Consider the following 25,944-nt stretch of genomic DNA (forward strand, 5'->3'; position numbering starts at 1 on the left):
GCTAACCATACTATAAAAAGGGTGTGGGGTCGCCCGCGCCTTCCCGAACCACTTGCACATCATCGTCGCTGCAATCCACCACTGTGGTGGGGCTCTCGCTTAGATAGCCACCGTGGATGATGAGGTCCACCTGATGCTCCAGGCGATCGCGCACCTCCTCGGGATCCGACTCGGCAAACTCCTTGCCGGGCAGAATCAGGGTGCTGGACATCATCGGCTCCCCCAGGGCTTCCAGCAGCGCCAGGGCGATGGCGTTATCGGGGATGCGGATGCCGATGGTCTTACGCTTCTCATTCAGCAGGCGACGGGGTACCTCTTTGGTGCCCTTGAAGATAAAGGTGTAGGGACCCGGTGTGTTGTTACGCAGCAACCGGAACGCCAGGTTGTCGACCTTGGCGTACAGGGACAGCTCGGACAGGTCCCGGCACATCAGGGTGAAGTTGTGGTCACTGTCGATCTGACGAATACGGCAGATCTGGTCCAGCGCCTTCTTATTCCCCAGGGCACAGCCAATGGCGTAGCCGGAGTCGGTGGGGTAGATCACCACCCCGCCGCCACGGACGATGGCGACCGCCTGGTTGATCAGGCGCGTCTGCGGCGTCTCAGGGTGTACGTAGAAAAACTGGCTCATTGCTCCTCCAGATACTTATTGTTCTTGGTATAGCTTCTGCCAGACGCCGGGGAGATCCGGCAACTGCAGATGCCGGCCCAACTCGACCCAACGGCCCGGCTGATGAAAGTCACTGCCGACCGAAGCCAGCAATTGGTGCTCCTGACACAGCTGAGCCAGGAAACTGCGTTCATTACGAGGTTGCTGACACAGCACCACCTCCATGGCATCCCCACCCACCTCACTGAACAGGGCCAGCAACTTGCGCAGCCACTTGTTGGAGAGCTGGTAGCGACCCGGATGAGCCAGCACCGCCAGCCCACCGGCTCCGTGAATGGCCGACACCGCCGTGGCGATGTCACACCAGTCATTGGGCACATAGCCGGGCTTGCCCCGCCCCAGGTATTTGTCGAATGCCTGTTGCTGAGTGGTCACCAGGCCCCGCTCCAGCAATACCCGGGAGAAGTGACCCCGGCCCACGGTGGCCCCCTTGGCCTTACGCACCGCTTCCTCCCATACGCCGGCGATCCCCTTCTTGGCCAGACGGTTGCCCATCTCCTTGGCCCGCAGGTCCCGGCGGCGACGCTGTTCGGTCAGCAGTTGCTGCAGCTCGGCGTTCTCCTCATCGAACCCCAGCCCCACTATATGGATGTCAAAGCTGTGCCATTTTGTTGAGATCTCCACACCGCTTATCAGGGTCAGCGCGCTGCCCTGGGCGGCATCCCGAGCTTCCGCCAGTCCGGCGGTGGTGTCGTGGTCGGTGATGGCCAGCACATCCACCTGCTGGTTGAGGGCCCGCCCCACCAACTCAGACGGAGTCAGGGTGCCATCGGATGCGGTGGTGTGGGAGTGAAAATCAAACTTCATGGGCAGTTGGGTGTTCTCTTGGGTGACTACTGCAGGAATTGCATAAAACAGTCTGTGCAGACAATACGATAGCTATATTGTACTTCACTTTTACACTGAGTTGGGGGCCAATCTGGCTTCAGGCCTCCCAGCTCGCCCCCTCCAGGGGGAATCGGTGGGCAAATCCAGGGTTGACACCATAAGCCACCTCGGGTTACTGTCCGTGTAAACCTTTCGCGTAAACTTGAAATTACGGAATCTCTAACGTGACTCAGGCAACTCTGTTTAACATTCAGTGGTGGTGGCACATCCCAAGCAAGCGGGAAGTGCGCTGGACTGTGCCTGAGTAACAGAGAACACAAACCAGACAACGAAAACCCGCTTTGTAACCAAAGCGGGTTTTTTTATATCTATTTGACGGAACAACTAGCCATGATCATCATCCTCAAGCCACATGCCAGTAAAGAAGATGCCCAGCAGCTGCTGAGCCAGATTGAAGCCAAAGGGCTCAAGCCCCTTTACATGCCAGGTGTGGAGCGCACCGTTCTCGGCGCCCTGGGTGACGAGCGTGTACTGCAATCTTTACACCTGGAAAGCCACCCCCTGGTGGACGAGGTCAAACCCATCCTCTCCTCCTACAAGCTGGTGAGCCGCGAACTCTACCCCATCGATACCCGGGTCAAGATTGGCCGCCATGCCGTGGGCGGGGAAGGCTTCACCGTGATTGCCGGCCCCTGCGCCGTAGAGAGCCAGGAGCAGATGGATGGCATTGCCGATTACCTGACTCATCACCCTGTTGCCGCCATCCGCGGCGGCGCCTACAAGCCGCGCACCAGCCCCTACAGCTTCCAGGGCCTGGGCGAGGAGGGGCTGAAGATCCTCAAGGCCACCAGCGAGCGCAGCGGCCTGCCTACCGTCTCCGAGGTGGTGGACGCCGCAGACGCCGAACTGATGGCCCAGTACGTGGACTGCCTGCAGATTGGCGCCCGCAACATGCAGAACTTCCGCCTGCTGGAAGCGGTGGGCAAGCTGGACACCCCGGTGCTACTCAAGCGTGGCATGAGCGCCACCATCGAAGAGCTGCTGCTGGCCGCCGAATACATCGTCAACGCCGGCAACCCCAATGTGATCCTGTGTGAACGGGGCATCCGCACCTATGAGACCGCCACCCGCAACACCCTGGACCTGAACGCCGTTGCCTACCTCAAGCGCAAGACCCACCTGCCGGTGCTGGTGGACCCCAGCCACGGCACCGGCATCCGTGAACTGGTGATCCCCCTGGCCCGCGCCGCCGCGGCGGTGGGCGCCGACGGCATCATAGTCGAGACACACACCAACCCGGCCCAGGCCCTTTCCGATGGACATCAAAACCTGGATCCTCAACAATTTGATGACCTAATGTCCTCTTTGAAGCCCTTTGTGGAAGCCGCGGGAAGGAGCCTGAAGTGATCGCATCCCTAAAGCCGGGTCAGAGCCACACCCTGACCCTGAGTTGCAAATACCAACACCAGCCGGCGGACCTGTTCCAGGCCCTCGCCAGCGATCTGCCCAACACCATGCTGCTGGAGTCTGCGGAGGTGGACACCAAGGCGGACACCCAGAGCCTGCTGATGCTGGCCGCCGCCCTGCGCATCGAGTGCAACGGCCACAGCATCAGCTGCCGGGCCCTCTCCGCCAACGGCGAGAGTCTGCTGCCCCACCTTCAGGCCAGCCTGACGGAGTTCGCGCCCCGACTTGAGGGCAACACCCTGGCCTTGACCGTGCCCCAGCAGCCCCAGGCCCTGGATGAGGACAGCCGCCTCAAGGCGCCCTCCCCCCTGTCGGTACTGCGGGGCATCCTGGCCGCGGTGGATCATGACGATGCCTGTGCCCAGTCGCTGATGCTGGCCGGCTGCTTCGCCTTCGACCTGGTGGCCACGGTAGAGCCACTGCCGGAGGTTAAAGAGAGTCCCAACAACTGCCCGGATTACCTCTTCTACCTGGCGGAGCAGACCCTGGTGCTGGATCACCGCCGCCGCTCCGCCCGCCTCATCGGTACCCTGTTTGGCGGTGACCACGCCGAGATGAGCCAGCACCACCTGAGCCAGTCCCTGGCGGAACTGGCCCGGCGCATCGATGGCTTCAGCGGTGGCCAGGCGGTCTCGGTGGCACAGCCCACCACAGTCCAGCTGAGCCAGGACGACGCCCAGTTCCGCAAGAAGGTGGAGAATCTGAAAGAACACATCCGTGCCGGTGACATCTTCCAGGTGGTGCCGGGCCGGCGCTTCTCCCTGCCCTGCCCCAACCCCATCGAGGCCTATCGCCGGCTGCGCCGGGATAACCCCAGCCCCTACATGTTCGTGATGCAGGATGAAACCTTCACCCTGTTTGGTGCCTCGCCGGAAAGCGCCCTCAAATATGGCGCCGACACCAACCAGGTGGAGATCTACCCCATCGCCGGTACCCGCCGCCGGGGCCGCCGCGCCGACGGCAGCCTGGACTATGATCTGGATGCCCGTATCGAGCTGGGCCTGCGTCAGGATAAGAAGGAGACCGCCGAGCACATGATGCTGGTGGATCTGGCCCGTAACGACATCGCCCGCATCAGCCAGCCCGGCAGCCGCCGCATCCCTGAGCTGCTCAAGGTGGACAGATACAGCCATGTGATGCATCTGGTCAGCCGGGTCACCGGCCAGCTCCGCGAGGATCTGGACGCCCTGCACGCCTACCAGGCCTGCATGAACATGGGCACCCTCACCGGTGCCCCCAAGGTGCGCGCCGCCCAACTGCTCCGAGAAGCGGAAGGGGAGCGACGGGGCAGCTACGGCGGCGCCGTCGGCTACCTCAACGGCCGCGGTGACATGGACACCTGCATCGTCATCCGCTCCGCCCTGGTCAACGGTGGCACCGCCTATGTGCAGGCCGGCGCCGGCGTGGTGTATGACTCCGACCCACAGTCGGAAGCCGATGAAACCCGCAACAAGGCGATGGCGGTGATCCGCGCCATGGGAGGTGAGCTGTGAACCCCATCATCCTGCTGGACAACTTCGACTCCTTTACCTGGAACCTGGTGGACCAGTTCCGCAGCCTGGGCCACCCGGTGACCGTCTACCGTAACGACATCGACGCCGAGCAACTGGCCGATAAGCTGCTTAAGGAACATAAAGACGCGGTACTGGTGCTCAGCCCCGGCCCGGGCGCCCCCGCCGAGGCTGGCTGCATGATGCGGCTCATCGACCTGGTGGCCGGCAAGCTGCCGATCCTGGGGATCTGCCTGGGTCACCAGGCCCTGGTGGAGCACTACGGTGGCAAGGTCGGCTTCGCCGGCGAGGTGGTGCACGGTAAAGCCAGCCCCATGACCCACGATGATGGTCCGCTGTTCAGTGGCATGGCCAACCCCCTGCCGGTGGCACGCTACCACAGCCTGGTGGCCCATACTGTGCCTGACTGCCTGAAGGTGCCCGCCAAGGTGGAGAAGATGGCGATGGCCATCGTCCACCCAGAGCACAGGGCCGTAGGCTTTCAGTTCCACCCCGAATCCATTTTGACCCTGGAGGGCAGCGGTTTGCTGACCCGCACCCTGACCCTGCTGACCGAGGACACGCCCCTATGCTGACCCCAGTACAAAAGATGATGACCCAGCTGTTTGACGGCAACGCCCTCTCCAGGGAGCAGGCCAAGACCCTGTTCAGCTACGTGGTCCACGGCGAAGTGAGTGAGGTGGAACTGGCCTGTGTGCTCACCGCCCTCAAGCTGCGTGGCGAGAAGATTGACGAGATCACCGGCGCCGCCGAAGCCCTGCGCGAAGCAGCCCGTCCCTTCCCCCGGCCACAGGGCGATCTTATCGACATCGTCGGCACCGGCGGCGATGGTGCCAACACCATCAACATCTCCACCACCGCCACCTTTGTCGCCGCCGCCGCCGGCGCCCGGGTGGCCAAGCACGGCAGCCGCAGCGTCTCCTCCCGTTCCGGTGCCTCCGATCTGCTTAACCAGTTCGGCGTCAACCTGACCATGTGTCCGGACCACTCTGCCAAATGCCTGGACCAGCTGGGGGTCACCTTCCTGTTCGCCCCCCACTACCACGCCGGCATGCGCCACGCCGCACCGGTACGCCAGGTAATGAAGACCCGCACCCTGTTCAACGTGCTGGGACCGCTGATCAACCCGGCCCGCCCCAATCAGATGCTGCTGGGGGTCTACGCCCCAGAGCTGATTCGTCCCATCGCCGAAGTGATCCGCTCCCTGGGCGTGGAGCGTGCCATGGTAGTCCACGGCAGCGGCCTGGATGAACTGGCCATCCACGGCGACAGCCAGGCGCTGGAGATTGTCGGCGGTGAACTGATAGAGCGCCACTTCTCTCCCGCCGACCTGGGGGTCAAGCAGTACGACCTGGCCGCCATCCGCGGCGGCGAGCCGGAAGAGAACCGCGTCATCTCCGAGCAGCTGCTGGGCGGTGGCGGCACCGATGCCCAGCGGGCCGCGGTGGCGGTCAACGCCGGCGCCGCCCTGTATCTGTCCGGTCAGGCGGACAGCATGAAGGCGGGCACCGAACTGGCCCTGGCCACCATGGACGCCGCCAAGCCCCTGCAGCTGATCCGTGACTTCGCCCAGCTCAGCCAACAGGAGGCGGTGTAAGTGAGTACCATCCTAGGCAAGATTGTCGACACCAAGGCCGGACACATCGACCAGCTGGAGCAGCGCTACGGCGAGCTGCTGCACAGCCGCGCCGCCCCCAGCGACCGCTCCCTGTATGACGCCCTTAAGGGCGGCAACGCCGGTTTCATCCTCGAGTGCAAGAAAGCCAGCCCCTCCAAGGGGCTGATTCGCCCCGATTTCGACCCTGTGGCCATCGCCACCATCTATGGCAAATACGCCGCCGGCATCTCAGTGCTCACCGACGAGCAGTTCTTCCAGGGGGATTTCGAGTACCTGAAAGCGGTGCGGGCCGCGGTCAGCGTGCCCGTACTGTGCAAAGACTTTGTGGTGGATCCCCGCCAACTGCGCCTGGCCCGCCACATGGGCGCCGACGCCGCCCTGCTGATGCTGTCGGTACTGGATGATGAGCAGTACCAGGCACTGGCCGAAGAGGCCGATGCCCTGGGGCTGGACATCCTCACCGAGGTCAGCAACGACGAGGAGCTGGAGCGCGCCATCGCCCTGGGCGCCCGCATCATCGGCATCAACAACCGGGATCTGCGCGATCTCTCCGTCGACCTGGCCACCACAGAGCGCCTGGCCCCCAAGATTCCTGAGGATCGCGTGGTGATCAGCGAGTCCGGCATCGCCACCCATCGGGACGTGCGCCGCCTGGCGCCCCTGGCAGATGGTTTCTTGGTGGGCAGCCAACTGACCGCCCAGGCCAACATCGACCAGGCCTGCCGCCAGCTGATCTTCGGCGAGAACAAGGTGTGCGGCCTCACCCGCGAAGCCGACGTCAAGGCGGTGGCCGAGGCCGGCGCCCTCTATGGCGGGCTGATTTTCGCTGCCAAGTCGCCCCGCTGCGTCACTGCGGAGCAGGCTGCCAGCCTGCGCCAGGCCGCCGATCTGCGCTTTGTCGGCGTGTTCGTCAACGAATCCCCGGACACCGTGGCCAAACTGGCCAACGAGTTGTCCCTGCATGCGGTGCAGCTGCACGGCGGCGAGGATGAGGCCTACATCGATGCCCTGCGCCCCCAGCTGCAAAGCACCCAGATCTGGAAGGCGGTCAAGCCCGATGGCAGCAACAGAGTCGGCAACGCCGACCGCCTGCTGTTCGACAGCGCCAAGGCGGGTCAGTTTGGCGGCACAGGCACCACCTTCGACTGGTCCCTAGTGGGCGATGACCGCCCCAGCGCCATGCTAGCCGGTGGCCTGTCCCCCGACAATGTCCAGGAGGCCGCCACCGCCGGCTTCCTGGGACTGGATCTCAACTCAGGCCTGGAGTCCGCCCCCGGCCTGAAACAGCAAGATAAAATAGCCCAGGCCTTCGCCGGCCTGCGCCAATACTGAGGAAGCCCCATGACCATCCTAAACCCCTACTTCGGTGAATATGGCGGCATGTACGTGCCCCAGATCCTGATGCCGGCCCTCAAGCAGCTGGAAAAGGCGTTCGTCGACGCCCAGCAGGACCCCGAGTTTCAAAAGGAGTTTACCGAGCTGCTGAAAGAGTACGCCGGTCGCCCCACCGCCCTGACCCTGACCCGCAACTTCAGCCCCAACCCCAAGGTGAAGATCTACCTCAAGCGGGAAGATCTGCTCCACGGCGGCGCCCACAAGACCAACCAGGTCCTGGGTCAGGCGCTGCTGGCCAAGCGCATGGGCAAGAAAGAGATCATCGCCGAGACCGGCGCCGGCCAGCACGGCGTGGCCACCGCCCTGGCCTGTGCCCTGCTGGGTCTTAAGTGCCGGGTTTACATGGGGGCCAAGGACGTGGAACGTCAGAGCCCCAACGTGTTCCGCATGCGCCTGATGGGCGCCGAGGTGATTCCGGTGCACGCCGGTTCCGCCACCCTCAAAGACGCCTGTAACGAGGCGATGCGCGACTGGTCCGCCAACTACGACCAGGCCCACTACCTGCTGGGTACCGCCGCCGGGCCTCACCCCTTCCCCACCATAGTGCGTGAGTTCCAGCGGATGATCGGTGAGGAAGCCAAGGCGCAGATCCTGGCTAAAGAGGGGCGCCTGCCCGACGCGGTCATCGCCTGTGTCGGTGGTGGCTCCAACGCCATCGGCCTGTTCGCCGACTTCATCGAAGAGACCGACGTGGCACTCATCGGCGTGGAGCCTGCCGGTCACGGCATCGACTCCGGCGAGCACGGCGCCCCCCTGGCTCATGGCAGCACCGGCATCTTCTTCGGCATGAAATCCCCGATGATGCAGGATGATCACGGCCAGATTCAGGAGTCCTACTCGGTCTCCGCCGGCCTGGACTTCCCCTCAGTGGGTCCTCAGCATGCCCACCTGGCCGCCACCGGCCGGGCCCAGTACCCCTCCATCACCGACGACGAGGCCCTGACCGCCTTCCAGCGCCTGTGCGCCTGTGAGGGGATCATCCCCGCCCTGGAGTCCTCCCACGCCCTGGCTCACGCCTACAAGATGGCAGAGCAGGCGACAGAGGAGACCCTGCTGTTGGTCAACCTCTCCGGCCGTGGAGACAAAGACATCTTTACCGTACACAACATCCTGGAGCAGGAGGGCAAACTGTGAGCCGTTACCAGAACCTGTTTGACGCCCTGAGCGAAAAGGGCGAAGGCGCCTTTGTCCCCTTTGTCACCCTGGGTGACCCCCATCCGGAGCAGACCCTGGCGGTGATCGACGCCCTGGTGGCCGGCGGTGCCGACGCCCTGGAGTTGGGGATCCCCTTCTCCGATCCCCTGGCGGACGGCCCCACCATCCAGAACGCCACGGTGCGTGCCCTGAATGCGGGCACCACTCCAACCCGCTGCTTCGAACTGCTGGCCCAGGTGCGTGAGCGCTACCCCCAGCTGCCCATCGGTCTGCTGGTGTACGCCAACCTGGTGTTCTCCCCCGGGGTCGACGCCTTCTATCAGCGCTGCCGCGACACCGGCATCGACTCGGTACTGGTGGCCGATGTCCCCGTGGAGGAGAGCAAGGAGTTTGCCGAAGCCGCACGGCGTCACGGAGTGGCCCCCATCTTCATCGCCCCCCCCAATGGCGACGAGCAAACCCTGAAGGCGGTCTCCGAACAGGGAGAGGGCTACACCTACCTGCTTTCCCGGGCCGGTGTTACCGGCACCGAGACCAAGGCGGGGATGCCGGTTGGTCCGCTGCTGGAGAGCCTCAATGCCTTCAACGCACCACCGGCCATTCTCGGATTCGGCATCTCCGAACCCCAGCAGGTGCGTGATGCGGTCGAAGCGGGTGCCGCCGGCGCCATCTCCGGCAGTGCCACGGTGAAGATCATCGAGAAATATCATGGCGACATTGAGCGTATGACCGAGGAGTTAACCCGGTTTACCCGAGCCATGAAGGACGCCACCCGCAAAGTTGGTTAAAAGCCGCTCCAAAAGGCGGAGCCCTATGCGCTCCGCCTTTCCAGCACTTGTGCTATTGGTTAGACTGTCCGCCTGCCCCTGGATGACAGAGACACAATGAAACAGATCCTCGACTTCCTGCCCCTGCTGGTATTTTTCGCCGTCTACAAGTTTTACGACATCTTTCTCGCCAGCGGTGCCCTGGTGGCCGCCTCAGCGGTGCAGATCGCCCTTATCTATCTGCTCTACAAGAGAGTGGAGAAGCAGCACCTGATCACCTTCGCCCTGGTGGCGGTATTTGGCACCCTGACCATGGTGCTCAGGGACGACACCTTCATCAAATGGAAGGTCACCATAGTCCAGTTCCTGTTTGCCGGCGCCCTGCTGATCGCCGAGCTGATGAACAAGTCCCTGCTCAAGGCGATGCTGGGCAAAGAGATGCCTCTGCCCGACACCATCTGGCGCCGGGCAGCCCTGGCCTGGGTGGTGTTCTTCATCGCCAGCGGTGTACTCAACCTCTATATCGCCTTCAACCTGTCTCAGGAGGCCTGGGTAAACTTCAAGGTATTTGGCCTGATGGGGATGACCCTGGTGTACACCCTGCTGACCATCCTTTACCTCTACCGCCACCTGCCCAAGGACTTCAAACCGGAAGACAAGGCGGACTAGTTCTTTTTCAGCTCAGTTTGGCCCTGGCGGACTAGTTCCTGCCGCCAGGCTTCTGAACCGGCCCCCTGGCTCTGACAATACTTCCCCAAAGCCCGCTCTCATGCGGGCTTTGTCATTCCATTCCCTTGCGGCCTCGGGCATCTAACTCCCACTAATAGTGTGATTTCTTTGCGCTAACGTCAGAGATGTACTAGCTCTTATTACTGAGCCGTGCCGACAGAAACATGGCCACTGACAACGATGACAATGGGGTAAACTATGTTAACAATGGATGTGCCGAGGGTGGTGCTGACCCACTTCTCAGAACAACCCTTAGGGCGTGTGCGCCATCAACTGGCGGACGCACTTAAGGTGGAGATGCAGCCTTTCAGCGAACTCAAACGAGAAGGCTGCCCCTGTCTGGTGGAGTTCGACACCCAGAGTTCGGCGGAGCTCAGCCGAGCCAGGGAACTGAGGGAGCAGCAGCCTGACCGAAAAATTATCTGGCTGGTACCCAGGCTCAACATTCCCGTCTTGAAGCTGGCCCTGTCTCTGCAGATCACCCAGGTGTTTGCCCTGCCCCTCTCCCCCGCCGACGCGGTGGAGGTCAAACTGCTGCTCAACGATGGCTTTCAGGCCCCGGGCCACAGCCTGCGCCCCACCCACGAGAAACTGCGCAACGTTCTGGAGAACATCGAGCAGAGGTTCGAGCAACCGCTCTCCCTGCAAAAGCTCGCCCAGGAAGCGGGCATCAGCGACAGCCGGCTGTGTCACCTGTTTCGTCAGCACCTGGGGCTCAAATTCAGCCTATACTTGGTCTGCCGCCGACTTGAAGCCGCCCCCGAAGCCCTGCAGGATGAAGGTCTGAACATCGCCTCCGTGGCCTACAAGTTGGGGTTTTCCACTCCTTCCCACTTCTGCCGGGCTTTCAAGGCGCACTACGGCATCACCCCCACGGAGTTTAAACAGGGACGAAGCCAGGGCAGGCACAGCCACGCGTTTCATCGCTACCTTCAGTGCCGCAGTCCGGACTACCTGGCCTCGGAGAGCTGATGCGCAGCCTGATACTGCTCCTGCTCACCCTGTCTCTGCCCCTTCAGGGGCAACCTCTCTGGCCTGCACCTGGTCAGGCTCCCTGGGCGGACCACTGGTACCAGTTGCTGGTGGATCTTCAGTTCAGCGCAGAACGTCCTGCAGACGCGGCCCAGGCCAACCTGGCCAGTGAGCGCCTGGTGCGTTTCCAGGCTTCATTACAGGGAAGGTCGCCGGACCCGACTCTACAGAAGCTGACCCAGATTGGCTCCGCCGACGAACTCCAGGCCTGGGTCAACGGCATCGCCCCCAGTTATCAGGCTTTCGAACGACTCAGAGCCGCGCTTCACGAAGAGCTGAAACTGGCCAGTCTGCCTCGACCGGATTTTACCGAGATCAGCGCCTACTCCCTGGGCCAGGCTCATAAAGAGCTCGTTCCCCTGCGTCGGCTGCTGGCCGCCAGGCTCGGAGAAACCCTTCCGCCTCACCTGGTAAATAGGGATGTCTGGGACCCGCCCCTCATCGATGCTCTGCGCCGCTTTCAGCGGGAGAGCCAACTTCCCGAGTCGGGCCGGCTGACACCGGAGACCATCGCGGCACTCTCCATGGACAATCAGGCGAGGCTGGCCGCCATCAGGTTCAGTCTGCGTCAATGGCTGCAACTGCCACCAAAACTCAGCGGCGACGCCATCCTGGTCAACCTGCCCCACTATCAGTTGATGGCCCTGGAGGGCAAAAAAGTCCACATGGTGTTGCCGGTCATCATCGGGGCGCCGGAGACCCCAACCCCAAGATTCAACAGCCGCTTCAGTACCGTGACCCTAAACCCCAGCTGGACGCCGCCCTGGAGCATCATCAGGGGGGAACTGTTGCCTGCCTACCGGCGGGACAGCAACAGCCTCAAGCGCCAGGGGTTTGAGCTTATCGATCCCAAGACCCCGGGATCTCTCCCTCTGCCCTGGCAGAGTGTTGCCCCAGGCCAGTTACCCGACCTGCTATCTCAGTATCAGCTCAAGCAGAAACCGGGCAGCAACAACGCCCTGGGGACAGCGAGACTGAACCTGGTCAACAGCAACGCCATATTTCTTCATGACACCCCGAATAGAAAACTGTTTCGACGCTCTCAGAGAGCGCTCAGCCATGGTTGTATACGAATACAGGATATAGATCGCCTGCTCTCCTACTTGGAAAGGAATATTCCTTTACCTGAACGTCAAAAATTGCAATATGCAAAAAAGAGCAGGGACAGTTTTACCCAAAGACTGGGCACAACGGCCAAAGTGTATATTGTCTATATGCCCGCCTGGCCAAAAGGTGACAACGGAGCTTCCATCGCCGCCGACATATACAACCTAATTTAACTGACGGATATACTTGATTTTTTGATCAAGAAACAAATGAAGGCAGGAGTGAGAATATCTACTCAGCTTCATTTAAATGAAAGTTTTCGCAACTTCAGGCTAGGCAGAACTTAATTTTCTAGACTAACGTTAAAACAGTGTCGAGCACCTCTTACCCTATCGCTCGTACACATTCCTGGAACATTAAACAGGTAATACTAACTGCGCGGAGATAATTGCTATGTTCAAGAAAGCACTCGTTGAGTTTTGGAATGATGAGAGCGGTTTGTCCGCGGTAGAGTATGCCATTGCCGGTAGCCTGGTAGTAGGCGGTATGGTTATCGCGTTTGGTGAGCTAGGGACAGAGGCCACGCAGGAAATCTCTGCGCTGTGTTCTGCTGTAGACGCAGCCGGTGACTGTGACGGCCAGTAAACATGGACGTTGACATACTTTGTCGCGAAGAAGAGCACTGCCTTTTGGCAGTGCTCTGTTTTTTCAGGGGGGAAACATCATGACACTGCTCCAATGCCAATACGTACTGACCTCCATCGTGTTTCTGATAGCCGTGTTCACCGATCTTCGAACGGAGCGCATCCCCAACTGGCTGGTTCTCTCTGCCCTGTTTGGCGGCCTGGGACTGCATCTGGTGTTCGATGGCTGGAGTGGCCTGCTCACCTCCCTGGCAGGCGCCATAGCGGCGGCAGTGCTGCTGATCTTTTTCTACACCAAGAAGATGCTGGGCGCAGGTGACGTCAAACTGATGATTGGCATTGGAGCCATTCTGGGGCCCTACATGGTGTTCTGGAACCTCTGCTTCGGCATCATCGCCGGAGGCTTCACCACCATGGGCTTTGCCCTGTTCCGGGTTGGCTGGTACGGCGTCGTGGCCAGCCTCAAACGCTACTATCAGTGCCTGATCACCCGCACCTACTTCAAACCCAGCCCCTATGAGGCCGCAGGGCTGCGTGTGCCCTATGCTCCCGCCCTGGCCATAGGCTGGCTGATCATCATGTTGGTTCCCACCAATCTACCCGGGCTGTAAATATTCGATCGCAGTCTGGTGTCAGCCTACGCAACTGGGAGAAAGGCCAATTTCATTGCCGTTGTCTAGGCTTGAGATAGTGCGCAATTCGATGCAACCAATTTGACAGAGGCTAGGGGAATGCAACAGTCAAGTATAAAAGCTTTCTGGAAAGATGAAAGCGGACTTTCCACTGTGGAATATGCCATAGCGGGAAGTCTGGTCGCCGCAGGAATGGTCGTTGCCTTTAATGAACTCGGCACCGAGACAGCTGGCAGAATATCTGAAATGTGCAGCAATGTCGATGCCGCCGGAGATTGCGACGGCCAATAGCCTTAGAACTCTCCCGAATAAAAAAGATCTATTCAGCTTAATTGGCGGAGAAATCCTTGCGCTCAGATAAACAATATTACTACTTATCTCCCCCTCTATTTTTATTAGTTGATAACGAAAGCATCAATAATTTCTTCTAAGGCAATTCCGTGAAGTTACAGGGTTAATACAAAGGACAACTGAAATGAACCAGGCATTAGATTCATCCGCATTGCCCTCCTTCGAAGCCGGAGTCAGCAAGCCAGTGTCACTGGCGGATGTGGGCATTTCGCTTCCCATGCTTCAGAGTCTGGTCATCAAGCACCTGAGCGACGGCGACGTCCTGACCCTCAATGATCTGGCCGACCGGCTGGCCCTGCCCGGTAACCTGGTGCAGCAGTTGCTGGACAAGTGCAAGCAGGAGAGTCTGGTCGAGAACAAGCAGACCTCCAGCGATGGCCAGATGCGTTATGCCCTGAGCCACACCGGTCGAGCCCATGCAGAAACCGCTTACCTGAAAAGCGGTTATCTTGGACCGGTTCCGGTGCCTCTGGACCAGTACTGGCAGGTATGCCGGGCCCAGTCCAGCCGCAACATCGCCATCACCCGAAATCTCATCGAAGCAGCCATGGCCAACCTGGTGTTGCCTGACCGCCTGATGGAGGAGATTGGCCCGGCCCTGAACTCCAAGCGTCCTGTACTCATCTACGGCCCTCCAGGTACGGGTAAAAGTTACTTGTGCAGGCATTTTAATCTGGTGCTCGGCGACGACGTCTTTATTCCCCACGCCATCTGCATCGGCCAGGCCATTATTCAGGTGTTCGATCCTCAGATTCACGAATTGCATGAAACCGATGATCAGGATGAGTCCAGTCCTCTGTTGCTCAGTGAAGGCCATGATGCGCGCTGGCACAGGTGTCGACGCCCATTGCTGGTTGTGGGCGGGGAACTCACCCAGGATATGTTGAATGTCCATTACGACAGCAACAGCAAAACCTATCACTCGCCCATCGGCCTGAAAGCCAATAACGGCATTCTGCTTATCGATGATTTGGGACGGCAGCAAATTACTCCCAAAGAGATATTCAATCGCTGGATTGTGCCAATGGAGGAGCGTCGCGACTTCCTTTCTCTGCCCAGCGGAGAACACTTTGATGTGCCCTTCGAGCAGATACTGCTTTTCTCGACTAACCTTGATCCAAACGAGCTTGTGGATGACGCCTTCTTAAGACGTCTGGGTTACAAAATAGAATTTTCCGCCATCAATAAAGATCAATACATGGATATCTGGTGGCAAAATTGCGAAGAGCTGAATTTAAATTTCGATCCGGAAGTTTGTGAGTGGCTAATAAATACACTCTACGGCAGGTCAGGGAAACCTCTATTACCCTGCCACCCAAGAGATCTGCTCTCCATTGTGGCGGACCAGATCAGTTACAACCAGCTACCCGCAGCAGTGACTCAGCAGCTTATTGAGCGGGCATGGTCGATCTACTTTGTCAGCTCAGCGCGCTAGGCGCCTGAAAGCGGCTAAGGTCAGGAGGAGAGATGAATACCAGGTCAATGTTTTTCGTTCTGTTGTCTCTGCTGTTTGGTGTCGGAGCGGTTTTGCTAGCCCAGAGCTGGCTCAAACAAAGGCAACCGGCAGACGGCAACCCCAACCAGTCCATCGTGGTCACCATGGCGGTGAATGTGCCCGCCGGAACCGTGTTGGAAACCCGCCACTTGAGCATGCAGCCCATCCCCAATGAGCTGGTGCCAGATGACGCCGTCACCGCTACCGCCGATGTCGTGGACAAGGTGGCCAAGTTCCCCATGATCCGGGGCGACATTCTTCACCCGGACAAGCTGGCCGAGCGAGGTGAAGGCAGTGTGCTGGCCAGCCTCATCGAGCCCCACAAGCGGGCGGTGACCATTCGAGTCAATGACGTAGTCGGCGTAGCTGGCTTCCTGCTGCCGGGAAATCGGGTGGATGTTCTGGTCACCTACAAAATTGGCAACGTCCGCAGCGAAGCCGCCGAATCGGTAACCGATGTGGTGCTGAGCAACCTCAAGGTACTGGCGGTGGACCAGAAGGTGGATCAAGAGACCAACCAACCTTTGGTGGTGCGCGCCGTGACCCTGGAGGTGTCTCTTGAGGAAGCCGAGTCCCTGATGAGTGCCAAGGCCAGAGGCAAGATCCAGCTGGCCCTGCGTAACCCCACAGACGACAGCGAAGCAGAGCTTGCGAGCAACACTGCAGAGCCTGCTGAAGCGGAACCTGAGCCCAAACCGGTTCAGCCCGTACCTGTGGTCACCAAGCCGGTTCAGACCCACAAGCGCAAGATTGAAGTGATTCGCGGTACTTCACAGCAAACCGTCAGCGTCGAGAGTTGATGGGTTCACAGCGAAGAAGGAAGGAAACGCCATGGCAAGATCCCACACATCGCTTCTCCGTCACCTGTTCAGTCTGGTTGTACTGCTGGGCCTGATGACGGTAGCACCGGTACAGGCGGGGGGGCCCACCTCCCTGCAGCAGCAGAGCTTCCCTGTGCCCATCTACAAATCTCGGACCCTGCCCATCAAGCAGGAGGCAGCCCGGGTGTCCGTCGGTAACCCGGAGATCGCCGACATCCTGATCATGCAGCCCACAGAGCTCTACATCCTCGGCAAGCAGTTGGGCAGCACCAATATCCTGGTGTGGGATGAAGAGGATCGCCTGGTCGACATCATCGATATCGAGATCACCCATGACCTCAATGGCCTCAAGGAGAAGCTCTACCGCTTCCTGCCAGAGGAACTGATTGAGGTACACAGCTCTCAGGGTCAACTGGTGATCGGTGGTCAGGTGTCCAACACCGAGCGAATGACCATGGCCATGAACCTGGCCGAAGGTTATGCGGTGGCCGCAGACACCAAGGGCAACCCAAGCACAGTGCTGAACATCATGTCTGTGGGCGGCGGCCATCAGGTGATGCTGGAGGTCACTGTGACCGAGGTGCAACGCGAACTGGCGCGCCAACTGGACTCCGACTTCCAGATCATCTCTGAGGGCAGCGACTTCATCGGCGGCATCATCGGCGGTGACGGCATCATCAACGACAAGGGCTTTTTCGGCAGCTACGTCAGCGGCGACTTCCTGTTTAACTTCGCCCTGGACGCGGCGAAACAACAGGGCCTGGCCCGGGTATTGGCAGAGCCCAATCTGACCGCCCTCAGCGGCCAGATGGCCGAGTTCCTCTCCGGTGGTGAGTTCCCGGTTCCGGTGCCCAGCCGAGAAGGTACTACCATCGAGTACAAGAGCTTCGGTGTCGGCGTCAAGTTCGTACCAACCGTACTGGACTCCGGACGAATCAACCTAAACCTGAATGTGCTGGTCAGTGAGCTGAGTAACGCCAACTCCGTCGGCGTTATTCCTCAGGGCTCTACCACGGCTCTGGTCACTCCATCCATCATCAAGCGCAGCGCCGCCTCCACCGTAGAGCTTGGGGATGGCCAGACCATCGCCATTGCCGGCCTGCTGAGCAACACCGTGCGTGAAAGCATCGATGAGCTACCCGGCCTGGGTGAGATCCCCGTACTGGGACAGCTGTTCAGCAGCCAGGAGTACCGCAACGGTGAAACCGAGCTGGTGATTCTGGTCACCCCACGCCTGGTGCGCCCCATCATTCGTGATGATCTGGTACTGCCCACCGACGGGTTCGTCTCCCCTTCCGATGTCGGCTTCTACCTGCTGGGCGAACTGTCCCAGCGTGAGGAAACCGTCCAACCTGAGACCAATCCCAATCCGGCGGCCGAAGTGCAGGAGCCCATGCCCACCACGGACACAGGCGGCACCCAGAACAAATATGGCCACTCACTCTAAGGAGCGCGTTATGAAAACCATGGTTATCGCAGTTTCCTCAGCGCTGCTTCTGAGTGGCTGCGCAACAGACGTCATCTCCCAGTTCGAGATGGGAGAGGCAACCAGGACAATCAAACAGCAGGAGATCCTGGATCCCGATGCGGTGGCAAGGAATGCCGGCCGAGTGAGCAGCCTGGATGGCCAGTATGGTGTGGCGGTAATGGAAAACTACCGCACCTCCACCTACCGACCAGAGACCGCCCGCAGCGAATTTAAAGAGGCGAATCTGGGAGGTGAAAGCAACTAAGCCGTTTATCGGCGCCACCTAGGAGGCCACAATGTTGAGAGCATCTTTCCAGCCCGCGAGCCAATCGCAGCGTAAGCAGCGGGGCTCTATTCTGGTGCTGGTCACCGTTGCACTGCTGACCATATTGATCATGGCGGCCATGGCCCTTGAGAGCGGACACCTGCTATTGAGCAAGACCCGCTTGCAGAACGCCGTCGATTCCGCCGCTCTCAGCGCGGCCATCTCAGTGGTCAAGGAGGGCAACGACCACACCACAGCCAGACAGGATGGCATTGCCACCCTGCTCGCTGTGTTGGGTAATGCCGACTTCAGCCAGCTTCAGGAGGACATCGACACCGCCAGTCTGACCTACAGCCAGAACCAGGTGGCGCCTCAGGTGGCGGTGGAGTTCTCCCTCCAGCCGGACCCCTTCATCGTTACCACAGACACCAGTGCCGAGTATGTCCGGATAAGAGTGGAAAACGTCCAGCTGGCCACCTACCTGGGTCAGGCGATCAACATGGACAAGTTCACCAGTGCCTCGGCGGTGGCGGGCCCCAGTCTGCCCCTGGTGAACTGCTCCGAGAACGTACTGCCGATGATGGTGTGCGAGGGGGACACCCCGGGAGAGCCCTTTGGCTACCCTCGCGGCAACATCATGTCGATGAAGATCTCCAGTAAGCAGGACTCGGACATTGGCCCCGGCAACTTCCAGCTGATTCGACTGGGTGATAACTCCGGTGCCGCCGACATCCGAGATGCCATGGCGGGCGAAAACTCAGACACCAACTACTGTTTCGGTGCCACCGAAGGAGTCTCCACCGAGCCCGGCAACAACGTCGGCCCGGTGGCAACAGGCATGAACACCCGCCTGGGGATCTACCACGGCGGCACTGTGAACTCCACGGATCACCCCAGGGACAAGGACATCTGCGTCGGCGAAGAGCTGGACATCGACGACGATGACAACATTGTCTTCTCCTCTGACGGCACCATAGTGGATGGCACCGGTTCGACCCCGTCCCTGTACCGCTACTCCGACTACGCCGACAACTACGTCGACAACACCGTGGATGGTGGCTCCCGCTTCCAGGACAGCTGCGCCGCCACCGGTGACAGCTGGGACAACAGCGGCGGCGCCAAGCGCCGGGAGTTTGCCATCGTGGTGGGCGCCTGTGACGGCCTGGCCAATGGCCAGAACAACGACATCGAATTCAAGGGTTTTGCCTGCTTCTATTTCATGCAGGAGGTGATCCAGAAGGGCAACCTGGCCTACGTCATCGGCGAATTTGTGGATGACTGCACCGGCACGGGCAACCCCACCCAGGACACCTCGGCCAGCGATGGCCCCTTCACCATAGTCCTGTACCGGGACCCGGACAATAAGGATTCATGATGATGGCACTGACTCGAGTAACGCGCAGCAAGCAGCGGGGGGTGGCGGCCATAGAAGCTATGGTCACCCTCCCCTTGCTGTTTCTGCTTTTCTTCGGGGTTGGGGAGTTGGGCCGGCTGATGTATCAATACAACCAGCTTAACTCCGTGGTGCGCGACGCCTGCCGCTACCTGGCTTCCCAGGCCTACACCGACTCCAACGGCGCCAGCGACCTGACGCTGCAAGCCAGCACCCAGAATACCGCCAAGGCGCTGGCTCTCTATGGCAAGAGCAGTGGCACCACCCCGTTGCTCGCCGGACTGACAGCCGATGACATCAGCATCGCCATCACCGGCGGCGATCTCATCACCGTCACCGCCACCTACAACTGGACACCAATCTTCAGTGGCAACCTGGCGGGCAACTACGGTGAAACCGTGGATTACGACTTTCCCCTGACCGCCACCATCTCCATGAGGGCCATCCCATGAAGATGATGCAGCGTCGACTCAAGCAACAGAAAGGGGTGTATGCGGTGGAGTTTGCCATCGTCGCCACCATTGTATTCATAGCCATCTTCGCCTGTCTGGAGGTGTCCCGGCTGATGTTCTCCTACAACGTGCTGACCGAGGCCTCCAGGCGAGCCGCCAGGCTGGCGACCGTGTGCTCGCCGGACCTGGGCGCATCCCCTGCTGCTCCGGCGGCCCTGGAGACCCTGGCTCTGTTTGATGGCACCGACTTTGGCCCCAATATCTCCACCGCCAACCTGACCATTGAGTACCTGAAACTGGATGGCACTGCGGCCGCCAACTTCAATGACATCGATCTGGTCAGGGCCTCTATCACCAATTACCAACATACCTTCGTGGTTCCGGGTCTGACCTTCCAGATCAACTCACCGGACTTCGTCACCACCCTGCCCAGGGAAAGCCTCGGCAGGACTCGCTTCGGCGTCACGGTGTGCACATGACAGAAGGCAAGGAGTATACAAAGATGGATAAATCAAATACCCCCCTTCGCCAGGACCAATGGGACCAAGCGGAGGGCAAAGAGGCTCAGCAAGAGCCCAGGGCCAGAGGCCCCAAGGCACTGCCTGTCCCGGTGAGCGCACTGCTGGTAGCGGCCAACCTGACCGACCAGATGTCCCTGGTCGAGGTGCTGCGATCCACCCCCAACCTGAATCTGGACTCCTTCCCCATCAACCAGATCAATAGGGAGGTGCTGGACAGCACCCAACTGCTGATCCTGCTGGTGCCCAACAACGAACGTCAGGCGGTGACCCTGATCCAGAACTTCGCCAGTCGCTGCGATAACATGCTGATTCTGGGTAATGAGGCCTCCCCCGAAGTGCTGCGCACCGCCATGCAGTCCGGGGCCAACGACTTCATCCCCCTGGAGTCCGATCCGGCAGAGCTGACCAACGCCATCTACAAAGTTGCCGCCCGCATGGCGGAAAATATGGAGCTGGCCCCCACCATCGCCGTGGTCAACGCCAAAGGCGGGGCCGGTGCCAGCTTCCTCGCCTCCTCCATTGCCGATGAGCTTTCCCAGCGTGAGTCCAAGAAAAACGTTGCCCTGCTTGATGGTGACCATCTTCATGGCAGCCAGATGCTGTTGCTGGACAGCAAACCTCAGTACTACTTCCACGACGCCCTGTCCCAGGTGGAAGAGCTGGATGACACCGCCATTACCGGCCTGATGAGTCAGCTGGGCAATATCCACCTGCTGCCCTCCATGCCCTTCAGCCAGTTGGACAGCAACTGTTTCCAGTTCCAGAATCTGCCCACCCTGCTGTTCAAGATTCGCGCCCACTACAGCTCGGTGACCGTTGATCTGTCCCGGGGACCGGACACCTGGTCCCTGCCAATTCTCACCGATGCCCAGCACATCCTGCTGGTGATTCAGGACAGCATCGCCTGCCTGCGGGACGCCGCGTCGTCCATCCGCTTCTTTACCGTTCAGTTGGGGATTCCTAAGGAGCGCATTCACATCGTATTCAACCGCTACACCCCCTCAAAGAGCCAGCTCACCCTCTCCGACGTGAAAGAGACCGTGGGCATCAACTCCGTGTACACGGTACGCAACGATTTCAAACGCGTCAGTGTCTGCGTAGATGAGGGCAAACGCCTCTCTGAGTTTGCCGCGAAAGAGGCGATCACTAAGGACATCAAGGCGATTTGCGACGACCTTCTGCCCTCCATGGATGACGACACCAAGGGCAGCCTGTGGGATAAAATTTGGAGACGATAAGCTATGGATGCCACTCAAAACGATAATGACATCAGTAAGAAGCTGCTGACAGAGCAGGAAAACATCATTAAGAGGGAGTTGCACGATCGCCTGATGCAGCTGCTGGACGTCTCCCGGCTGGAGGCGGTGTCCGAGGTGGAAGCCAGGCAGCAGATCGCCAAGATCTGCAACGAGATCCTCTATGAGAACCCACGCCCGATCAATCTCAGCTCCAGAGAGAAGATCATCAAGCAGATCAATGATGAAGTCATGGGACTGGGACCACTGGAGACCCTGTTGGAAGACCCCACCATCTCCGACATCCTGATCAACAACTTCAACCACATCTTCGTGGAGCGCTTCGGTAAGCTGGAGCAGGTGCCCATGCAGTTCAACGATGACCAGCACCTGCTCAACACCATCGACAAGATCGTCTCCGGCGTCGGCCGCCGGGTGGATGAGTCCAGCCCCATGGTGGATGCCCGTCTCAAAGACGGCAGCCGGGTCAACGCCATCATCCCCCCCCTGGCCCTGGACGGTCCCAGCATGTCCATCCGCCGCTTCACCGTGGACAAACTGACCGCGGAGCAGCTGGTGCATTTTGGCTCCATGACCCAGGCGATGTCCGACGTGCTCAATGCCGTGGTCATGGGCAAGCTCAATGTTCTGGTCTCCGGGGGAACCGGCAGTGGTAAAACCACCCTGCTCAACATCCTCTCCGGCTACATCCCCTCCGATGAGCGGATCATCACCATCGAGGACTCCGCAGAACTGCAGTTGCAGCAGCCCCACATTGTCCGGCTGGAAACCCGCCCCTCCAACCTGGAAGGGCGAGGCGAAGTCACCCAGAGGGATCTGGTGAAAAACTCCCTGCGGATGCGGCCGGACCGCATCGTTGTGGGTGAGGTTCGTGGCGCCGAAGCCATGGACATGCTCACCGCCATGAACACCGGCCACGAAGGCTCATTGACCACACTTCACGCCAACTCGGCCAGGGACGCCCTCAGCCGTCTGGAAAACATGGTGTGCATGGCCGGCTTTGATGTACCGGTGAAGAACATCCGTACTCAGATCGCCTCCGCCATCGACATGGTGGTTCAGTTGGAGCGCCAGGAGGATGGCAAGCGGCGGGTGGTGTCCATCACCGAGATCAACGGCATGGAGGGTGAGGTGATCACCATGTCTGAGATCTTCGGCTTCCAGCGCCAGGGCAGAAACGAGGATGGGCAGATCCTGGGCCAGTACCGCGCCAGTGGCGTCATTCCCAACTTCCACGACCAACTGGCCAAGAAAGGGATTATCCTGCCCTTCGAACTCTTTGGCGTCGACAACAACATGGACATTCTCTAGGAGGCGGCCATGAGCATTGAACTGATCTTCCTCGGCTGCGTGTTCGCCGCCGTACTGCTGCTCTCCCAAGCCTTGTTCCTGCCTGTGTACCGCCCCCAGCGGGGCGACACCAAGGTGATCAAGGAGCGGCTAAAGCAGTTGGCCAAGGAGAAAGGAGACGACGAGGAGAATCTGTCTCTGCTCAGGCGCAACCGACTGCAGAAGACCTCAGCCCTGGGCCGGCAGCTGGAAAGCTACGCCTTCATCCAGAACCTGTCATTCAAACTGGAACAATCCGGGTCCGCCTATCTGGGCCACCAGTATCTGATGATGGCCCTGTTTTCCGCCCTGGTGCTCACCACCCTCTGCTGGATGTTCACCAATGACATGCTGTTTTGCATCATCACGGCAGTACTGACCATCACCCTGTTCCACATGAAGCTCAACCGGGATTTCGATAAACGTATGGAGGCGATTGAGACTCAGTTTCCCGAAGCCCTGGACATCCTGCGCCGGGGTCTGCAGGCCGGCTACGCCTTCTCCGACTCCATCAAACTGGTGTACGAGGAGATGGAGGGCCCCCTGGCCTTCGAGTTCAAGCTGATGTTTGCCGACATCAACTACGGCAAGGACACTAAGCGGGCGCTGCTGCGCTTCATCGAGCGAGTCCCCTCTGTCTCCGCCATGGCCTTCTCCTCTGCGGTGCAGGTGCAGAAGGAGACCGGCGGTAACCTGGCAGAGAACATGAAAAACCTCTCTCGCATCATCCGTCAGCGCTTCACCTTCAAGCGCAAGGTGAAATCCATGTCGGCTGAGGGACGCATGTCCGCCTGGGTACTGGTGCTGATGCCCCTGGGCCTGTTTGCCTTCCTGTTTCTGACCTCACCTAGCTACGCCAGAGAGCTGACCGACAGCCCCGATGGCCACCGACTGATGATATATGGCGCCCTGGGCATGCTCATCGGCACCTACTGGATTGGCCGACTGATTCGCATTGAGGTGTAACCATGGACTATCTGTTAAGCCTGATCACCGAACAACTCAACGATCCCACTCAGGCGCTGTATGTGGTCTACGCCATCGCCGCCGCCGCCGGGGTCACCCTGGCCTTAGGCATCGGCCAGATCCTCAGCGGCCTCTATTCTCCGACCCGCAAGCGCCTGGCTCAGTTGAAGATGCAAGAGGGCCCTCAGGTCACTATGGAGCAGGACTTTGACCAGTCCCTGGAGCATGGCCTCTCCGGCAAGAAGCACCAGGAGCTGATTGGCCGCTTCGCCTTCGGCAACGAAGACACACGTAAGCGACTGATCCATTCGGGCTTTCACTCCAATAGTGCCCTGGCCATCTACAACGGCTGTCGTATTCTGCTGTTTGTGGGCGCCGCCATCGGCTCCCTCTATCTGCTCAAGGCCTTCCCCGACACCTCCAGGACCATCCTCTTCTATGGCATCGCCGTGATGATGGGGGCGGCATTCATCCTGCCCTCCATGGTGCTGGACCATTTGGCCAATCGACGGATGCGCAAGCTCAAGGTGGGCTTCCCTGATGCCCTGGATCTGTTGGTGGTCTGCTGCGAAGCCGGGCTGGGATTGCTGGCGGCACTGAACCGGGTCGCCACCGAGATTCGCCTCAGCCACTTCCAGCTCTCCGAAGAGCTACACCTGGTCTGCCAGAAGTCGCGTGCCGGTTTGCCATTGAACGTCGCCCTGCAGGAGTTCGCCGAGCGCACCGGCCTGGAGGACATCCAGGGGCTGAACGGGTCCATTACCCAGAGCATGCGCCTGGGTACTGGTATTGCTGAAACATTAAGGGTTTACTCTGAAGAGTATCGTGAAAAACGGATTCAGGCGGCGGAAGAGATGGCCGGAAAGCTGGGAGTGAAGATGATGTTCCCCATGATCTTCTGTATCTGGCCCTCCTTCTTTATCGTGGCCATCGGCCCGGCGATGCTCAAACTGGCTGAAGTTTGGGATGTGGCTTTCTAGACAAGGACGCACTATGAAAAGAATAACTTTGATACCCGCAATCGCCCTGGCGCTCACCCTGGCCGGATGCGCCACGGCCCCTAATAAAGAGACGGCCCCCCAGGCCAATCCGGCGGAGTTGGTGGCCAAAGCTGAGAAAGCGGTCAAGCGGGGCCAACTGGACAATGCCCTGTCCCACTATCTTCAGGCACTGGAACAAAAACCCGGCGATCCGGCCATCCTGATGGAGATTGGCGCAATCCAGACCCAGCTGGGTCACACCGAATACGCCTTAAAAGCCTTCACCGATGTGCTGGAGCAGCAACCGGACAACGTCGAGGCCCTCACCTCGCTGGGGCTGCACAAACTCAATGTGGGGGAGAATGAGCAGGCGCTCATCTACCTCAACAAGGCCGCCGATCTGGACCAACTGAGGTTGCTGACCCAAAGCGCTCAGGTGGTCGTCGGTGAAGACGCTCCCCTGCAACCCCTGGATGAAAGCTCACCGCTTCGCTGCTACAACGCCCTGGGCATCCTGAAAGATCTCAGCGGCGAATACGGCCAGGCACGGGATTACTACCGCCTGGTGCTCGCCAGGGCTCCCTCTGCCGCCAACGTACTCACCAACATCGGTTACTCCTACTACCTGGATGGCAACCTGCGCCAGGCAGAGATCCACCTGAGGCAGGCGGTGCAGAAACAGCCTGACTTCAAACGGGCCTGGAACAACCTGGGACTGGTGTACGCCAGGATGAAGCACTACAAACGTGCGCTGGTGGCCCTGAAGCAGGTGATGCCTGAGGCCGATGCCCTTAACGATCTCGGCTACTTTGCCATGCTCGAAGGCCGCTATGGAGACGCTCAGGAGCTGTTCTGGAAGGCGATAGACGCCTCCCCCATCTACTTCGCCAAGGCTCAGGACAACCTGGAAAAACTCAGGGAGCTCCAGGGCAAAGCCACCGCCGGTGCCAACCATTACCGGCCGGTCAGCCTGTTGCTGGAAGCCAAATACAAGGCGGAGATCAGCGCCGAACCCATCGATTCCACCTCCAATAAATAGCCTGATGCCCCCGGTTCGCTGACCGGGGGCTGACCCACATTCACTTTTCTTCAACAGGGAGAGATCTACCCCTTTACTCAGCCATAAGTAGCACTGATAATCAGGATGATTTT

At 59.9% G+C, this 25,944-nt stretch carries 26 protein-coding genes; 24 read left to right on the forward strand and 2 right to left on the reverse strand.

Translation table 11 applies throughout. The features are described 5' to 3' along the window. Window positions 1–10 precede the first annotated feature (10 nt). Together QUE41_RS15440 and rnm are read right to left on the reverse strand one after the other, a co-directional pair. Window positions 11–631, reverse strand: coding sequence for an L-threonylcarbamoyladenylate synthase (locus tag QUE41_RS15440; protein WP_286339896.1), 621 nt, complete (start codon window positions 629–631; stop codon window positions 11–13). Window positions 632–646: 15 nt separating this feature from the next. Next, the gene (gene rnm, locus QUE41_RS15445; RefSeq protein ID WP_286339897.1) at window positions 647–1,477 is read right to left on the reverse strand and encodes an RNase RNM; all 831 of its coding nucleotides are present in this window, start codon (window positions 1,475–1,477) and stop codon (window positions 647–649) included. Between the two features lie 411 nt (window positions 1,478–1,888). Between rnm and QUE41_RS15450 the strand changes: the two genes are divergently transcribed. From QUE41_RS15450 to QUE41_RS15570, 24 genes are all read left to right on the forward strand, one after another. Further along, on the forward strand, window positions 1,889–2,905 hold the full coding sequence (locus QUE41_RS15450) for a bifunctional 3-deoxy-7-phosphoheptulonate synthase/chorismate mutase (protein ID WP_286339898.1): 1,017 nt from the start codon (window positions 1,889–1,891) through the stop codon (window positions 2,903–2,905). Beyond that, a complete protein-coding gene (locus tag QUE41_RS15455; RefSeq protein ID WP_353506854.1) occupies window positions 2,902–4,458 on the forward strand; it encodes an anthranilate synthase component 1 in 1,557 nt (518 codons plus the stop codon). The genes QUE41_RS15450 and QUE41_RS15455 overlap by 4 nt, the downstream gene beginning before the upstream one ends. Further along, a complete protein-coding gene (locus tag QUE41_RS15460; RefSeq protein WP_286339899.1) occupies window positions 4,455–5,051 on the forward strand; it encodes an aminodeoxychorismate/anthranilate synthase component II in 597 nt (198 codons plus the stop codon). The genes QUE41_RS15455 and QUE41_RS15460 overlap by 4 nt, the downstream gene beginning before the upstream one ends. Further along, window positions 5,045–6,073, forward strand: a complete 1,029-nt coding sequence (gene trpD, locus QUE41_RS15465; protein ID WP_286339900.1) for an anthranilate phosphoribosyltransferase — start codon at window positions 5,045–5,047, stop codon at window positions 6,071–6,073. Before QUE41_RS15460 ends, trpD begins: the two co-directional genes overlap by 7 nt. Continuing rightward, window positions 6,074–7,426 (forward strand): bifunctional indole-3-glycerol-phosphate synthase TrpC/phosphoribosylanthranilate isomerase TrpF, encoded by a 1,353-nt coding sequence (gene trpCF, locus QUE41_RS15470; protein WP_286339901.1) that lies wholly within the window; start codon window positions 6,074–6,076, stop codon window positions 7,424–7,426. Window positions 7,427–7,435: 9 nt separating this feature from the next. Then, window positions 7,436–8,623, forward strand: a complete 1,188-nt coding sequence (trpB, locus tag QUE41_RS15475) for a tryptophan synthase subunit beta (RefSeq protein WP_286339902.1) — start codon at window positions 7,436–7,438, stop codon at window positions 8,621–8,623. Further along, window positions 8,620–9,432: a tryptophan synthase subunit alpha gene (gene trpA / locus QUE41_RS15480; protein ID WP_286339903.1), complete on the forward strand. Its 813-nt coding sequence runs from the start codon at window positions 8,620–8,622 to the stop codon at window positions 9,430–9,432. The genes trpB and trpA overlap by 4 nt, the downstream gene beginning before the upstream one ends. A 96-nt stretch (window positions 9,433–9,528) precedes the next feature. Next, window positions 9,529–10,080, forward strand: a complete 552-nt coding sequence (locus tag QUE41_RS15485; protein ID WP_286339904.1) for a septation protein A — start codon at window positions 9,529–9,531, stop codon at window positions 10,078–10,080. 258 nt (window positions 10,081–10,338) lie between these two features. Next, window positions 10,339–11,112 carry a helix-turn-helix transcriptional regulator gene (locus QUE41_RS15490; protein ID WP_286339905.1) on the forward strand — a complete coding sequence of 258 codons (774 nt, stop codon included), beginning with the start codon at window positions 10,339–10,341 and terminating at the stop codon, window positions 11,110–11,112. After that, window positions 11,112–12,452: a L,D-transpeptidase family protein gene (locus QUE41_RS15495; protein WP_286339906.1), complete on the forward strand. Its 1,341-nt coding sequence runs from the start codon at window positions 11,112–11,114 to the stop codon at window positions 12,450–12,452. The genes QUE41_RS15490 and QUE41_RS15495 overlap by 1 nt, the downstream gene beginning before the upstream one ends. 491 nt (window positions 12,453–12,943) lie before the next feature. After that, on the forward strand, window positions 12,944–13,474 hold the full coding sequence (locus tag QUE41_RS15505; RefSeq protein ID WP_286339908.1) for an A24 family peptidase: 531 nt from the start codon (window positions 12,944–12,946) through the stop codon (window positions 13,472–13,474). A gap of 120 nt (window positions 13,475–13,594) precedes the next feature. Continuing rightward, complete coding sequence (locus tag QUE41_RS15510) at window positions 13,595–13,786, forward strand: Flp family type IVb pilin (protein WP_286339909.1); 192 nt, start codon at window positions 13,595–13,597, stop codon at window positions 13,784–13,786. 184 nt (window positions 13,787–13,970) lie between these two features. Further along, window positions 13,971–15,281 carry a DUF8689 domain-containing protein gene (locus tag QUE41_RS15515; RefSeq protein ID WP_286339910.1) on the forward strand — a complete coding sequence of 437 codons (1,311 nt, stop codon included), beginning with the start codon at window positions 13,971–13,973 and terminating at the stop codon, window positions 15,279–15,281. 32 nt (window positions 15,282–15,313) lie between these two features. Continuing rightward, window positions 15,314–16,141, forward strand: coding sequence for a Flp pilus assembly protein CpaB (gene cpaB / locus QUE41_RS15520; RefSeq protein ID WP_286339911.1), 828 nt, complete (start codon window positions 15,314–15,316; stop codon window positions 16,139–16,141). 31 nt (window positions 16,142–16,172) lie between these two features. Beyond that, complete coding sequence (locus QUE41_RS15525; protein WP_286339912.1) at window positions 16,173–17,609, forward strand: type II and III secretion system protein family protein; 1,437 nt, start codon at window positions 16,173–16,175, stop codon at window positions 17,607–17,609. A gap of 10 nt (window positions 17,610–17,619) precedes the next feature. Next, window positions 17,620–17,895: a hypothetical protein gene (locus QUE41_RS15530; protein ID WP_286339913.1), complete on the forward strand. Its 276-nt coding sequence runs from the start codon at window positions 17,620–17,622 to the stop codon at window positions 17,893–17,895. Window positions 17,896–17,926: 31 nt separating this feature from the next. Next, window positions 17,927–19,270 carry a Tad domain-containing protein gene (locus QUE41_RS15535; RefSeq protein WP_286339914.1) on the forward strand — a complete coding sequence of 448 codons (1,344 nt, stop codon included), beginning with the start codon at window positions 17,927–17,929 and terminating at the stop codon, window positions 19,268–19,270. A gap of 2 nt (window positions 19,271–19,272) precedes the next feature. Then, window positions 19,273–19,740, forward strand: coding sequence for a TadE/TadG family type IV pilus assembly protein (locus QUE41_RS15540; protein WP_286339915.1), 468 nt, complete (start codon window positions 19,273–19,275; stop codon window positions 19,738–19,740). Further along, window positions 19,737–20,219: a TadE/TadG family type IV pilus assembly protein gene (locus QUE41_RS15545; RefSeq protein WP_286339916.1), complete on the forward strand. Its 483-nt coding sequence runs from the start codon at window positions 19,737–19,739 to the stop codon at window positions 20,217–20,219. The genes QUE41_RS15540 and QUE41_RS15545 overlap by 4 nt, the downstream gene beginning before the upstream one ends. 23 nt (window positions 20,220–20,242) lie before the next feature. After that, window positions 20,243–21,499: a CpaE/TadZ family protein gene (locus QUE41_RS15550; RefSeq protein ID WP_286339917.1), complete on the forward strand. Its 1,257-nt coding sequence runs from the start codon at window positions 20,243–20,245 to the stop codon at window positions 21,497–21,499. A gap of 3 nt (window positions 21,500–21,502) precedes the next feature. Continuing rightward, window positions 21,503–22,828: a TadA family conjugal transfer-associated ATPase gene (locus QUE41_RS15555; protein WP_286339918.1), complete on the forward strand. Its 1,326-nt coding sequence runs from the start codon at window positions 21,503–21,505 to the stop codon at window positions 22,826–22,828. A 9-nt stretch (window positions 22,829–22,837) separates the two neighbouring features. Beyond that, complete coding sequence (locus tag QUE41_RS15560; RefSeq protein ID WP_286339919.1) at window positions 22,838–23,812, forward strand: type II secretion system F family protein; 975 nt, start codon at window positions 22,838–22,840, stop codon at window positions 23,810–23,812. Window positions 23,813–23,814: 2 nt separating this feature from the next. After that, window positions 23,815–24,792, forward strand: a complete 978-nt coding sequence (locus QUE41_RS15565) for a type II secretion system F family protein (protein WP_286339920.1) — start codon at window positions 23,815–23,817, stop codon at window positions 24,790–24,792. A 13-nt stretch (window positions 24,793–24,805) separates the two neighbouring features. Beyond that, window positions 24,806–25,831, forward strand: coding sequence for a tetratricopeptide repeat protein (locus QUE41_RS15570; RefSeq protein ID WP_286339921.1), 1,026 nt, complete (start codon window positions 24,806–24,808; stop codon window positions 25,829–25,831). Window positions 25,832–25,944 lie beyond the last annotated feature (113 nt).

The organism is Ferrimonas sp. YFM, assembly GCF_030296015.1.
Classification (GTDB): domain Bacteria; phylum Pseudomonadota; class Gammaproteobacteria; order Enterobacterales; family Shewanellaceae; genus Ferrimonas.

Excerpts from the sequence above, each read along its gene's own strand:
- QUE41_RS15440 (WP_286339896.1), bottom strand. The coding sequence starts at position 631 with ATGAGCCAGTTTTTCTACGTACACCCTGAGACGCCGCAGACGCGCCTG.
- rnm (WP_286339897.1), bottom strand. The coding sequence starts at position 1,477 with ATGAAGTTTGATTTTCACTCCCACACCACCGCATCCGATGGCACCCTG.
- QUE41_RS15450 (WP_286339898.1), top strand. The coding sequence starts at position 1,889 with ATGATCATCATCCTCAAGCCACATGCCAGTAAAGAAGATGCCCAGCAG.
- trpD (WP_286339900.1), top strand. The coding sequence starts at position 5,045 with ATGCTGACCCCAGTACAAAAGATGATGACCCAGCTGTTTGACGGCAAC.
- trpB (WP_286339902.1), top strand. The coding sequence starts at position 7,436 with ATGACCATCCTAAACCCCTACTTCGGTGAATATGGCGGCATGTACGTG.
- QUE41_RS15485 (WP_286339904.1), top strand. The coding sequence starts at position 9,529 with ATGAAACAGATCCTCGACTTCCTGCCCCTGCTGGTATTTTTCGCCGTC.
- QUE41_RS15490 (WP_286339905.1), top strand. The coding sequence starts at position 10,339 with ATGTTAACAATGGATGTGCCGAGGGTGGTGCTGACCCACTTCTCAGAA.
- QUE41_RS15495 (WP_286339906.1), top strand. The coding sequence starts at position 11,112 with ATGCGCAGCCTGATACTGCTCCTGCTCACCCTGTCTCTGCCCCTTCAG.
- QUE41_RS15505 (WP_286339908.1), top strand. The coding sequence starts at position 12,944 with ATGACACTGCTCCAATGCCAATACGTACTGACCTCCATCGTGTTTCTG.
- QUE41_RS15510 (WP_286339909.1), top strand. The coding sequence starts at position 13,595 with ATGCAACAGTCAAGTATAAAAGCTTTCTGGAAAGATGAAAGCGGACTT.
- QUE41_RS15515 (WP_286339910.1), top strand. The coding sequence starts at position 13,971 with ATGAACCAGGCATTAGATTCATCCGCATTGCCCTCCTTCGAAGCCGGA.
- cpaB (WP_286339911.1), top strand. The coding sequence starts at position 15,314 with ATGAATACCAGGTCAATGTTTTTCGTTCTGTTGTCTCTGCTGTTTGGT.
- QUE41_RS15525 (WP_286339912.1), top strand. The coding sequence starts at position 16,173 with ATGGCAAGATCCCACACATCGCTTCTCCGTCACCTGTTCAGTCTGGTT.
- QUE41_RS15530 (WP_286339913.1), top strand. The coding sequence starts at position 17,620 with ATGAAAACCATGGTTATCGCAGTTTCCTCAGCGCTGCTTCTGAGTGGC.
- QUE41_RS15535 (WP_286339914.1), top strand. The coding sequence starts at position 17,927 with ATGTTGAGAGCATCTTTCCAGCCCGCGAGCCAATCGCAGCGTAAGCAG.
- QUE41_RS15540 (WP_286339915.1), top strand. The coding sequence starts at position 19,273 with ATGGCACTGACTCGAGTAACGCGCAGCAAGCAGCGGGGGGTGGCGGCC.
- QUE41_RS15545 (WP_286339916.1), top strand. The coding sequence starts at position 19,737 with ATGAAGATGATGCAGCGTCGACTCAAGCAACAGAAAGGGGTGTATGCG.
- QUE41_RS15550 (WP_286339917.1), top strand. The coding sequence starts at position 20,243 with ATGGATAAATCAAATACCCCCCTTCGCCAGGACCAATGGGACCAAGCG.
- QUE41_RS15555 (WP_286339918.1), top strand. The coding sequence starts at position 21,503 with ATGGATGCCACTCAAAACGATAATGACATCAGTAAGAAGCTGCTGACA.
- QUE41_RS15560 (WP_286339919.1), top strand. The coding sequence starts at position 22,838 with ATGAGCATTGAACTGATCTTCCTCGGCTGCGTGTTCGCCGCCGTACTG.
- QUE41_RS15565 (WP_286339920.1), top strand. The coding sequence starts at position 23,815 with ATGGACTATCTGTTAAGCCTGATCACCGAACAACTCAACGATCCCACT.
- QUE41_RS15570 (WP_286339921.1), top strand. The coding sequence starts at position 24,806 with ATGAAAAGAATAACTTTGATACCCGCAATCGCCCTGGCGCTCACCCTG.